Annotated in this window: 7 protein-coding genes; 3 read left to right on the forward strand and 4 right to left on the reverse strand. The window is 40.4% G+C overall.

What is annotated here, in order from left to right:
* Positions 1 to 49 precede the first annotated feature (49 nt).
* Both J8L98_RS23730 and J8L98_RS23735 read right to left on the reverse strand, forming a co-directional pair.
* Positions 50 to 1,726, reverse strand: a complete 1,677-nt coding sequence (locus tag J8L98_RS23730) for a nucleoside recognition domain-containing protein (protein ID WP_210998520.1) — start codon at positions 1,724 to 1,726, stop codon at positions 50 to 52.
* On the reverse strand, positions 1,723 to 2,844 hold the full coding sequence (locus J8L98_RS23735; protein WP_210998521.1) for an NAD(P)/FAD-dependent oxidoreductase: 1,122 nt from the start codon (positions 2,842 to 2,844) through the stop codon (positions 1,723 to 1,725). The genes J8L98_RS23730 and J8L98_RS23735 overlap by 4 nt, the downstream gene beginning before the upstream one ends.
* Before the next feature lie 811 nt (positions 2,845 to 3,655).
* Between J8L98_RS23735 and J8L98_RS23740 the strand changes: the two genes are divergently transcribed.
* From J8L98_RS23740 to J8L98_RS23750, 3 genes are all read left to right on the forward strand, one after another.
* Complete coding sequence (locus J8L98_RS23740) at positions 3,656 to 5,038, forward strand: M43 family zinc metalloprotease (protein ID WP_210998522.1); 1,383 nt, start codon at positions 3,656 to 3,658, stop codon at positions 5,036 to 5,038.
* Positions 5,039 to 5,629: 591 nt separating this feature from the next.
* Positions 5,630 to 9,037, forward strand: a complete 3,408-nt coding sequence (locus tag J8L98_RS23745) for a hypothetical protein (RefSeq protein WP_210998523.1) — start codon at positions 5,630 to 5,632, stop codon at positions 9,035 to 9,037.
* Between the two features lie 14 nt (positions 9,038 to 9,051).
* A complete protein-coding gene (locus tag J8L98_RS23750; RefSeq protein WP_210998524.1) occupies positions 9,052 to 9,984 on the forward strand; it encodes an ADP-ribosyltransferase in 933 nt (310 codons plus the stop codon).
* 186 nt (positions 9,985 to 10,170) lie between these two features.
* Here the strand turns inward: J8L98_RS23750 and J8L98_RS23755 are convergent, their stop codons facing one another.
* Entirely contained in the window at positions 10,171 to 11,037 is an 867-nt protein-coding gene (locus J8L98_RS23755) for a hypothetical protein (protein ID WP_210998525.1), read from the reverse strand.
* Positions 11,038 to 11,202: 165 nt separating this feature from the next.
* The gene (locus J8L98_RS23760) at positions 11,203 to 12,093 is read right to left on the reverse strand and encodes a PD40 domain-containing protein (protein WP_210998526.1); all 891 of its coding nucleotides are present in this window, start codon (positions 12,091 to 12,093) and stop codon (positions 11,203 to 11,205) included.
* Between the last annotated feature and the right edge of the window lie 693 nt (positions 12,094 to 12,786).

Here is a 12,786-nt window from a genome sequence, read left to right on the forward strand (position 1 = left end):
ATACCAGATGCAATGTATGACTTGTCCAGGTAAGTTCGATTAGCTATTCCTATCCCCACCCCCAGCTCAGTACTGCGGTAAAAGCAATAGCGCATGTCATTTGACGCAGCGCCATTTTTATCGCGAAATGCCAACGCATTTCTCGAACAATCGTCAGCAAAGATACAATGCACGGCAACATCACGCCAGCAAGGTAAACCGCAGACAATAGCTGAACATCCGACATCCCACACACTTTTAAGCTTTGTGATGCACTATCAATTAAACCAATGGCCAAACCATCTTTTCGGATTGCCCCTAAAATCACAGCAATTGCCGCACCTTCAGGTAAATTAACCAACGCCATCAGTGGCGCAATAACCTCTGTTAGGAATCCGAAAAAACCCAACCAAGATAAAAACCCTGCGGCTAAACAAATACCAATAAATAACGGAAAAGCGGTAGTAAAGAATTCTTTTATAACACCGAGCATTTCAGATATCGCAAACTGCAAATTAGGGGGTTGTAAAAACCCTCGATTTAATAAGTTCGCTGATACGGCTGCTCTGCGCTGACTTTTCGATGTCGTCAGTAATAAATATAAGCAAGTGGTTGCTGCAAGTACCGCCAAATAAGGTAAAACTAAATACGGTTTACCTGCTGCTGAAAATACCGCGATTGTTGCTGGAAGTTGATAAGAACATGCCGATCCAAAAGAGATTGCTGAGACACATGTTCCCCGAGTACAACATGAACAATGACGAGTTTGAATAATTGCGGGCACATTGCACCCAAATCCCATAATCACTCGTACAAGATCTCGTCCACTTAGCCCGAGCTTCTGCATAAATGGGTCTAAACTAAACGAGAGTCTATCAACCAACCCAGTTGTTTTATACAAAGCAATAATGGCAGAAAAAACCAATACCGTTGGTAGTGCATATAATAAAAGAAAAGGCAGCATCGACACAACGCCATAGTCCCCCAGCAACATATGATTAAGTACATCCGGTAAAGTACCTGTGCGTGTTTTTAGCCAATTAGCGCCACTTTCAACGAAGGGGTAAAGCCAATCGGCCAATGCATTTGCATTCACCACAGACACCCAAGCGGGAAGAACAAGTAGCGTGAAACACAGTAACGGCCCTATCAATGGTAATTCAAAAAATGCCCTTCTTGGTATGACTGACCAATTTGCCGTTAAATGAGGTGGTTGATTCGGAAACTTATTAGCTCCTTTTAGTGCCGTTGCAAGTTCGAGTAATTGATCAGGCAAAACACGACGATTATCTACTGTGATCCACTGAAGCTGCGTGACCGATTTTAACCGTGCTATTTCTTGGCATACATCGGGGCGGTGCCTCACTTTATCCCAGTAAGTAACAACAATGATACCAACCCGACCCTGTATTAACGGCCATAGGTCGGTTAGGTCACTCAGTAAATCAGTTGATTTTACCATCAAAATAACTTGCTTGCTGGTATGCAATCTTTTTAATACTTGAGAGGTTATAACACTGTCCATACGTGTTTGAATACCCGGCGTATCTATTATCGTTTGCGCATTCCAATCATAATTTTGGCAGAATAAAGAACTTCCTTGTAAATTACTGCTGGTCGACTTTTTACCGACTAAGCTCTCAATAAATGCGGTTTTTCCAACACTCTCTTTACCTATCAATAACCAATTACTGTCTAGTTTTTTTTCCGGATAATAGGTTTCAACTTCAATCCGTTGGGTCTTCAACAGAAGCACTCCTGTTCAACACAACAATTTAGATCATTTAGTACCATCCCCGCTTTTTTGTAATGTCGAAATATACTCATATCTAAAGCCAGTTCTTCGCCAATAACACTACATGGTGCAAAAAATCGGCCTCTAAACTTATAGATGAAACATAACAGCGTGGGATCGTGATACAAACGTGACCCCGCTAAAAACAAGTTTCTCACTTTACTTGATTCATCAAATTTATTAACTAATGGATACCCATTTGCCTGATAATCAAAAAGCTCTGCAACAGGCCCTAAATTAATATCAAATCCAGTGCAATTGATAGGTGGAAAACGGGAGGTTAGCACTTTACCGCAGGTGGAAGTAACCACATACTGTTCAGCTTTTTTTTGTACCGAGGCAACGTTAAACTCCTCATCTAGCTCAACCTGATCCAAGGAGCTTAAATTAGCTAAACGCTCTGCCGTATAAGGTGACAAAACCATACTTGGGTCGTATGAATCTGAATTATTACCTATAAAATCCAATACCGTTACTTTATTCCCCTCATTCGCTAAGTTGTATGCTGCATCAACCCCACTCTCATATCCACCAATGACGATGTATGCTCCCTGTTCCTTCTCATTCCATCGTTGTATCTCACTATTATGTATACATAATGACGCTCCACTAAATGCATTTACGTTCGGTGTATGAAACTCACCACCAGCCCAAATAATGAAATTACAACGGATACTGAGTGAGTCAGTATCCAGTAAAAACCCCTCTTCATCGGTTAAATTTACAACGGACTTCAAACGTGTTTGTGTATTAACTTTAATGTCGTAGTGCTGAGTAACCAAATTTAAATATTGCGCGTACTCTTTACCATTTAGGTGCTCTTTACCGGTACTAAAGGCGGGTGATGTGTCAGGTGTAATGGCGTTCAAATCAGTTTGATGGTATCCATTAGAAGGAAAAGAAGGCGTAATGAAGCGCATACTTTCAGGCCACTTTAAGAAAGTTTCCCCTATTTCACCCTGCTCTAAAACAATTAACTCCCCCTCCTCTATGCCCATTTGCTTAAGTAACGCCGCGCAGCCTAAGCCTGCAGGGCCAGCACCAACAATGACAACTTCAGTTTTTATCATAGTGATCTTCTCCTAAAAAAACAAACGTTATAACATAACAATATATACTGATAAGAATGAGAATTCATCTCTTTTAAGATACAAGGTCAAATAAGCGTATAAAATGTATCGAAAAGCTTCTATATCAGTGACGCAACTCCACTAACGACAATAACGTAGGTGAACAAAACACACTAAAAAGAAGGAAAAACCACTAAATAACTATCGCCTAGAGTACCTCAACATTAATCAACCTATTGATGCCTAAAGTGCTGAATAACTCAGTCCTTACACCTCATTACAGTCAAAATAGTTGTAAAAAATGCAGTATATGTACTTATCAGTCAAAGTTACCTCAATGCTTTATAGATGATGCCGAATACATCCATTTTGAATGAATTTTATTGTGCCCCTTCTCGATGTACTGCCATTCCTACTGCTGTAAAACATCAACTAAGAGCTCATACCAGATAGAAACAACAAAATAATATACAACGATAAAATGTTAAATTTGTAAATTACTTAAATAACACGTTATAGGTAATCTCTTTGACTTATTCTGTTGTTGTATTTAGTACATTTTCAATGTCCCCGTTATACGGTTAAAAATTAAAAAATATAAGCTTATTTTTCAGAAACCTAATAAGAAAAAATTAAACTTAAAATATATTCAAATAATTACTAAGAACAAGAAAGAACATGTTTTTTTAATCAGTGATAAGTTCATCGCAATTCATATTTAGCACGAAAAGCAAACAACACGCTCATTGTGTTAAAAGCGCTTGAGCGCAAACATTTTTAAACTCACTTATTTAATAAAAAGAGAAAAAACATGACTCAATTACACTTCTCATTGGCAAGCTTGGCCCTCGTAAGCTTACTGGGTGGATGCTCCGGCAGCTCTGAAAACACGGTTGCCTCTGCTACCCCAGAAAATAAAGGGATCAGTAAACAACTGCCACAAACCGATAGCTCGCTCGCATCAAAGTCAACTATCTCTCTCAAATACAATCCACTCGCTTTAAACGCAACGCCCTCGAGCTTAATGCTTACTAAAGACCAAGATGGTTCCTTTGCAATCAAGGTCATGGCTGGGTTTAAGGTTGAGCAAGTATCAGGATGTAATGCTAAATTAAGCGCTCAAAAAAACGCAATTACACTTAATGGTACAAACCAAGATTGTACCATTACCATTTTAGACAAAAAAATAGTCAATAAAGTCGCAATTACTAGCACAGTAACTGGGTTGGGCGAACTTATTGGTTTACCTGAATCAATCGCAGCAGGCAGCGCCTTTACATTCAATTCTCAAGCTCGCTCAGGTCATCATATCGGAAGCCTCTCTGGGTGTGGCGTAACAAGAACAAACAAAAATGCTTGGATAGTAAAAAACGCCACAGCTCCGTGCCATATTACTGCGAAATTTGAGTCTCAATTTCAAGCACCCGACGCATTACTAGAAGTCATTAAGCTACCCATTGTTGTACACGCATTAGACAGTGCAACCACCGTTATTACTGATTCTCAAATCCGCGCCCAACTTGTTCGGTTGAATAGAAATTTTAGAGCACAAAGCGCGAGTCAGGCAATTTCAACATTTGGCGCAAAAAAGCTATCACACGGCATGAAAGACAGTGGCATTCAATTCTACTTAGCATCTAAAACGCCCTCAGGTGAAGTAACTTCAGGTATCAACCGTGTCGCTCACTCGACGACAACTGAGCCGTTCAGTAACAACAAACCAGTGTGGGATACATCTCGTTACGTTAATGTCTGGGTAGGCGACCTTGATACTGAAACTGGTTTTAAACTAAGTAAAACTATCAAAACGCAAGCTGGCTCTGATGAAAAAACGGGCATTATCATCGACAGCAGCATATTCAATACCCAAAAAGCAAAACCTGAAAAACACAACCCCACGATAGAGCAAAAAACACCGTTACACGCTGCGCCCAAAACAGTATTAACCCATGAAGTAGGTCACTTCCTAGGATTGCATGGTTTTGTTGTTGATAGCCCAATTACTCCGCCTTGTGATATGCCGACCAGTTTCCGTGACACCTGTGCAAATGAACAATTGTACTTTAATTTTATGCGCGAAAGTGCTTCAGATGAGCACAGAAAAACATTCACGCAAAGCCAAATACAACGCATGAGAGATACGCTCACTCAAGGCAACCTCAAGTCTTTATACGATAACTCATTAGCGCTTTAACCCATATCGCGTTTTCACTTATCACTGAACATTAGGTATTGAAATGAAAATTAAGAATGACGATCACTTGTTCTACGGAGCCTTACTTTTGGTCCTTATGTGCATATATGTCATGTATGACGCTCACTCAGCATTTAGTTGTTCGGTTGGCTCGTGCTTTTAAGCGTAAGCGTCATCGCCAAGCGTGGCTTTCAAAGTTAAAGCCAAACCACACAGTGAAGTATTGACTTCACTGTGCATGCGCTTTGTAAAACACGATTATTACTGTTTGCTGCAAAGAGAAACATTCAGAGAACACATTTTATTTAACCTCAGGTTTGGATAAGAGTTTTGGAATAGAAAATATTTTGAAAACAAGCTTACGTGCAATCCAATGATGATATTTCTTTCAATATCAAAGCGTTTTTATGCAGTAATAGCGGGCTATTACAAATGAAAGCAACGCCGAGAGTGAGAAAAATAGCTTTATTGGGCAAATTTGCTTATCCAGAACTGAGGTTATTTATTAAACACTTAAAGAAAAGCCATATGTTCATTCTAGTATGCAATGAACAACGTTTAAGCGGCTTTTGTTTCCAAATAGAGGTTAGAATGAAACATAAAAAACCATGTCAGCTTGTACTGTCTACACAAAGCTTACTTTTGCTTAGCTTAAGTGCTGTCAGCCAATATACACAAGCTGATGAGCTTATTTTATCACCGAGCTTGTCATTACAAACTGGTGATACCATTGTACTTAAACCAAAAAATGCACAGTCAACCGACTTTGTATGCCTTGGACGTGAGAGCAACGGGTTGGTCACGATTGCAGTACCAGATCACAGTGGCCTTCCCTCAAACTTGCGAGGTTTTTACAACCCTTGGTGTAAATTCAACGTAGAAATAGTGGATGCACAACGTGGTACCCTCAATCTGAAGGTACATCAAAATACCACATCTCAATATGCTGGCCGTTATTTGAAACGGTATTACCAAGATAAACAGTACGTCTCAATTACGCCAGGTTGGACACCCGATGCTTTTTCAACATTTACAGTCTCTTCTAAAGGCAGTGACTTAATTGAAATGCAGGCTGAAAATGGGCATTATGTTACCGCTTCAGGCCGTGCTATTAGTGTGGCGAACACAGGTGAACGCCAATTTCATTTATATACTTCAGCCGTCGATGTTACCGATGGAGCCCCTGTTGAAGATGAGATTATAACTCCTGACATCTCCCAGTCGCACGCTCGAACTTACATGGCCAGTACGCTCGAGGGATACCCAAAGTACAGCAACAAAGATGGGTATGGAGAATATCAGCTCATTAATGAGCAAAATAAAGAAACGCTCAGTATTTTGTCTTTTAAACGCCAGCTGATACCTAACCAAACAGGGGCAACACTTGCCTTTGAATATAACAGCTGTAATGCCGATGGTAAGCCGAGCATGACCTCTATGCAAATGTCATCATTTGGCATACGTCTTGGTGCAACTACGCCGAAAAGCCTCGAAATTAAGCCTCAATCAACCATTGGCCCTGTTCACAGTGACAGTGCAAATGGTATTGAGATTTTCTTCAGAGATACCTTCGGCCGTATGATAGGTGTATGGGGGCATAACCCAAGCGTCGATATCCGTAACTATGTTGATACTGATCTGCAATACACCAATTGCCAATTTCAAGAAGTCACTCTGCACATTAATACCAACAACGCACTTTCACTCAGCATAGGCAAGCACAGTATTTTAGACAAAGTGCAACTCACTGATGAACAAGTTGCGAATATATACTCGCACCCTGTCACCTTTTTCGCGGGCAGCCAAGCTGGTCTGCCACAGCAAAGTAATAGCTATAAGATTCGCAATGTTCGTTATGAAGGCATTGACGCAATTTTTACCTCAAATTCTGACCACAATAGTCCATCGCACACTCGTAATAACAAGCAAAACCCCAGTGAATTTTCATTATTAACCACCTCAGATGATGCGCCGACAACCAGCAGCCTTTTTTTACCACCTTTAGAACACGCCGAATTTGGCTTTGAATTTGATTATCGTATCTGTCCTGCACACAATACAGTCCAAACTGAAGTCGGTTTAGCATTGAGCCTTAACCAAAGAGACATCATTGCAGCCTACGAACAAACCGATATAAACGCCCTTACTCCTGAATCATATGGCCTGCTAGATGCCAATAAAGCACAGGGCGTTGCGCTACACGTTGGGGTAAATACCAGCGCTAAACTAATTGATACCAATGATTATAGTGTCATGAACTCAGGCGCAAATCAGACCCTTATTGGTGATTGTACTTGGCATTCAGCGCTCATAGGGACCAAAAGAGTCACTGACGATGTATCTGATACCTTTGCATTTGGTTTGTATTTATCAGCAAACGACGCTGATAGCGCATACGGTAAAGCAAACCCTGATTATGCTCTATCTGTCATGCATAATTTAAGTGCTGATACGGTGTATGAATTTTTATCTCAACCCATCGGCTTGCATGCTGGTAGTAAACACTTTTCTGGTAGTGTCGATATTCGCAACCTAAACTATACACAAAACTTGCGTATAGATGAGCCTCACGAGAATCTTACTACAACGCAAACAATATTAAACGTTGCTGAAGTCTCGTTCAAAGAAGACACCGATGCAGACAAAGTCGCTAATTGGTTTGAAGACTCACGCTTTAACATCAACACGGAGCCAACCCTACAAGGCACCAACATTGATAGTTTTAAAGGCAATTTACAAGCGACTGCAAAGGGGCTATTTACGCATTTCAATCAATATCTCACGCCAGATCAAAAAGCGATGTACGTTTACTACCCGCAGTTTGTAAAAATGTTTCAAGGATTACAATATAATACCCAGCAAGCCACACGACAGCTTGGCGGTCACCCTAAAAGCCGAGGAAACTTATGGGTCAATGCGGTCGGCGCTTATTTAAAAAAGCTAAAAGCACATCGGCTTGATAATGACAGTATGGCGAACCTCTCCAAGCAAGAAAGCCTTGGACAAACTATTTACTTAAAAACAATTACGCCCTATATAAACATGTCTGTTGATACGCACACAGGTGGTATAACGCTTGCTAATGTACTCACTCGTGACATCATTGATAACTACTTTAGCGGTCCCTTCTTGGCTTATTCTGGGTTTGGTAAAGTATCCGATAGCGCTAAACATATTTTGCAATTCACACGCTTTAACGACATCGCGGCGCGCCAGTATGGTGCTGGCAATTTTCCAATACCAACAGTTAAAAATCCAGATAACGATTGGCAAAATGAACAAAACTGGCGACTTTTCCACCGTGCTGAAGTACCTGCAATGTGGGCTTTCTCTGCTGTTGGATTAGATGTTTATAGCTACAGTAGTAGAGCGAGTGGTACCACATATCTCGAGTTTCTAGAAGCCAAAGACGCCGCACTAGAGCAAACTGTGGCGTTTTACAAACTCAACGGTCATAACGGCGATAAGTTATATGCAGCAGCTCAGCGTGCTATTGCTCAGTATCAAACAGCGTATTTACCTGGTGCAATGAATGCTTATGATCCACTTGTTAGAGCAGCGCACTATGTGCGAAACGCGTACAAAAAAGAGCTACTTGATCATGTTGATGGGCAACTTGCTTCCGCATGTGCAGCCAGCCAATTTGATTATGAGCTCGTCAAGAATTGTTTCTATCCGCAACTACAAGCTGATTTAAATAAGGTAGCGCGCATTCGTCAACAAGCAATTAGCGACTTTATTACTCAAAAAGGCAGCAAAGGCTATTTTGGTCAATTTGCCGATTGGTTAATGGTTCTACTGCCCGTTGTTGAAGAAATTCGCGCCATGGATTTAGTCAGTACACTCAGTGCTGCGCTTGAAGAAGAAGGTATGTCAATGAGCTCTTTTGCTGAGGAAGGCATTGCCACTTTGGAAGAAGAAAGTGCAAGTTTAGAAAGCTCACTTATCGGTAGTGAAGCCACACAAGATATCAATTTTGCCGCCTTTTGCCCTATTTAAACCGGAGAACAATCATGATTAAAGCAATGCTTACGGTATCCATGTTGATAATTTGCTCAGCGAGTACCTATGCCCAAAACACACAAACTCATATCATTGATGGTAAATCATTTACGTATGCGTCAGATTTAAGTGAAGAAGCAAAAACAGCGCTGTTTGAGCGCTTTGCAAATACCACGGCAAATGTTGAGAAAAGCACCGCAAATACGGCTTATATTAATGATGTATTCGCTTATGAAGACTCAGGTGCAGCACTAACAACACTTGCAGAGTATGAAAACTCATTCCCAGAAGCGAGTAGACTTTTTGGTCGCCTCATTGCTCAATCTAAATCAGCAATTGCCAGATATACACAAGACTTTAAAGCCATTAACAACTATGCCCGTACGGGGATCCCTACCGGCCCCAATGGTGTAGCGGCGGACCTTGCTGACACTCAAATGTTTATGAATAACTTAGATACAGGGCTACAACATTTACCTAAGTATGCGGGTACAAGCTATCGCTATACGCAAGACTTGGGGATTGGCAATAAACTCGCCAGTGGCGAAATCAATATCGGTGATGTAGTGGCAGACAAAGCCTATCAATCCACCTCTAGCAATCTAAACTTTATGAATGCACCTCAAGCTGAGCAATTTTATGGTAATGCAGATGATCTTGTTTTTTACGAAATAGAAGGCCAAAACGGTCGGTTTTTACCAACCAACTTCACCTCTGGTGGCGTTGCTAAAAATCAATTTGAAGTACTGTTTCCAAGAAACACGGCATTTAAAATTGACGGCTATTCACAATTTAGAAAAACCATGACCTCCGGTGGTATCGCTAAAGAGCGTAATGTCACATATGTAAAAGTCTCTGAAATAGAGTCTAACCCTGAAATTATGGAAGGTGCACTGGCAAGCCACAGTGGTGAATTAATAAATGCGCCGAGCTGTATAGAATAAGCGAGTAAAGTCGCAGCTGGATAACTTACCCAGCTGCGCATTAAAACCTGACTTCAGTTACATCCAGATTATGTTAGTCAATGAAAGCATGCGTAGTCTTCCATACCGAAATCTCACCATTGATAATTTGGATTGATTAGCAACACAAATTGAAAAGCCAAATTTTACATTTCGAGTATATTTGGATTATTGTTGTAATCGCAGCGATTCTATAACTTTGGCATCGACCCAGTAAATATCTGCTTTCTCACCGCGAGATCCATACGAACGGTGAAAGAAAAAATATTTGCCATCAGGTGTCACACTACCATACGAATCTTGATGTTTTGAATTTATCTTATCTCCTAAGTTTATCGCAGCGCCCCAGGTACCATCTGATTGTTTGAAAGAAACATATAAATCATTATCACCATAGCCTTCTTCTCTTTCACTGTCCCAAATAATATACGACTCATCTGAAGCAATGAATGGATGTGCTGTCCATTTACCGGTATTTATTTCTTTACTCACAGATTGAGGTAACGTTCGTTTGCCATCGACCAGCCGAGAATAGCGGATATTCCCTATTTCAGTTGCCTCATCGAAATAAAACGTGCCTTTAGATGACGCCGTCAGACGCATGATAGGCATATCATCAAAAGGAGCCCCTAAGCTTTTCACTTCAGACCAACCAGACCCAACTCGCTCTCTGTACGTTTTCCCCAAATGTAAAACTTGACCATCTGTAGAAATAAATGGTTGTCCAGCTCGGGGCGGTAAAACAGACTCCACCCACTGATCATCTTTATACTGAATGAAAACCAATGTATTCTTTTTATACTCTCCTCCTCTTCTTCGAAAGTAAAACTCTTTTAAATCAGGAGAAAATGCAGCAGCGGCTGCTCTGAAGCCCTTTTTTATCAGGTTCGGAGCAAAAATTTTAGGCGTCAAACCTGGTGGCTTTTGCCCAAGATAGATGTTTTCTCTAACAGGGGCATTATTCTTACTGTAACTATGACTACTCACCACAATGGCAGAAACCAATAACACCGATGAAATATAACTATGTTTCATAATGTACCTTTAATTTGTAACCAGTAAATTCTCTAATTTATAAATAACGGCCGTATTAAGCTTCAGCGTTTTATACTCGCCGCAATAATTGACTGATAGCTTTAAACAGTAACTATAACGGGAGCATTATTTTTAATTTTGATGTTGCCGAGATTGCTATATAAACTACGGTTTAGGCCTTAAACGCTCAATCACTTGGGCATCTACCCAGTAACTTTTTCCAACCCAATTGGTACTGCCGTCTTTTCGAGTTTGCCACTTTCCTCTAGAGAAAAATAAATACTTTCCATCATGAGTCACGCGTGGTGAGCTTTCTTGTAGCTTAGTATTGATTTGAGGGCCCATATTCATTGCTGGTAACCAAGACCCGTCTTCGTGTTTAAAGCTGATGTAGATGTCTGCTTGGCCATAGCCATCCTTTCTCACTACATCCCACATCAGGTAAGATTCGTCCGGTGCGATATAAGGGTGTGCAATCCATTCTCCCGTATTTATCTCTGCGCCCAACTTTACGGGGGAGTTATATTTCCCATCGATTAGGCGTGAATAACCCAGATTGCCATGTCCTTTGTCTTCTTTTTTGAAAAAAGCAAAATAGTAGGTCCCGTTAGATGACAGTGAGATGCCATGAGCTTGATTTTTTAAGAACACACCTTGCTTTTTAGCAGCCGACCACCCCGTGTCTGTCCGTTCTCTGTATTCCCTCCCACCATATAAGAGAGTGCCATCAGCAGAGAATTGTGGCCATCTGATATCGGTTTCAACTTCAGGCCCCCAGCGATTGTTTATATATTGGGTAACAAAAAAGGTGCGCTTTTTATATTTCCCATTTTTGCGAGTGAAATAAAACTCAGTCATATCAGGTGTAAACGTCCCGCCTTCGAATCGCCCTTGTGGTGATACTATTTTAGGGTCAAAGAGTTGTGGGACCAAACCCGGTGGCGATTCACCAAAATAGCGCTCTTTTAAGTCCAGTGGTGTGTCTTTACCATAGCTAAGGCTACTCACTGCCATAATTGAAGGTAATAAAATAGCGAATATGCCTATACGTTTCATAATACTTCCCCTAACTTGAAACCAGTGTATTTTAGCGACCATCTGGAAATGGCTTTTATTAATATCATGCTCAATATGATTGCATCGATGCTCAAATTACGCTGGTCAATATCAAAACACTTGACGTCCTAATGACTTTTACGTGATTTCACTTAGTCAACACCAAACAAAACTTTTCGCCACCAAGAAATTACACATAAGCCCTTGTTATAAATACTTTAATTTTAATGTTCTGAGTGCCAATTCAACTATACTGAGCAACATAGTTTAAATTTCGCAGGTTCCATACACTTTGAAAACACACCATTGAGCCATCTCGATCCCAGATAAAGTAACGGTATTAAGCCTAAAGACCACTCAGCTGTAAGCTAAAACAACCTCACTTTTATACCGAAAATATGTATCGTAGTTCATTTCAAGTAACGTTATTATTTATCGATTAAAGGGCTTAGTTTGACTGAACATGACAGTCTAAATATCACGATAGGTATATAAAACTTAACTTAAGGTAAAAAATATTTGACATCAACAAGTCAAGTAATCTACGCTATACCTATGTTAAATATTTTTGACTTCAGGTATAAAATACATGACTAGGTCAGCCGCTTTAAAAGAATTTTTGCAAAGTATCAGTTTTAGAGAGGTTACATTGAGTATTGACTTATTAGTCAGTACTTACATTGGCTATTTCTA

Origin of the sequence: Pseudoalteromonas sp. MMG013, assembly GCF_018100885.1 — a bacterium.
In the GTDB taxonomy this organism is placed as follows: domain Bacteria; phylum Pseudomonadota; class Gammaproteobacteria; order Enterobacterales; family Alteromonadaceae; genus Pseudoalteromonas; species Pseudoalteromonas aurantia.

Bases quoted from the DNA above. Each gene is read 5' to 3' on its own strand.
- J8L98_RS23735 (WP_210998521.1), bottom strand. From the start codon at position 2,844: ATGATAAAAACTGAAGTTGTCATTGTTGGTGCTGGCCCTGCAGGCTTA.
- J8L98_RS23740 (WP_210998522.1), top strand. From the start codon at position 3,656: ATGACTCAATTACACTTCTCATTGGCAAGCTTGGCCCTCGTAAGCTTA.
- J8L98_RS23745 (WP_210998523.1), top strand. From the start codon at position 5,630: ATGAAACATAAAAAACCATGTCAGCTTGTACTGTCTACACAAAGCTTA.
- J8L98_RS23750 (WP_210998524.1), top strand. From the start codon at position 9,052: ATGATTAAAGCAATGCTTACGGTATCCATGTTGATAATTTGCTCAGCG.
- J8L98_RS23755 (WP_210998525.1), bottom strand. From the start codon at position 11,037: ATGAAACATAGTTATATTTCATCGGTGTTATTGGTTTCTGCCATTGTG.
- J8L98_RS23760 (WP_210998526.1), bottom strand. From the start codon at position 12,093: ATGAAACGTATAGGCATATTCGCTATTTTATTACCTTCAATTATGGCA.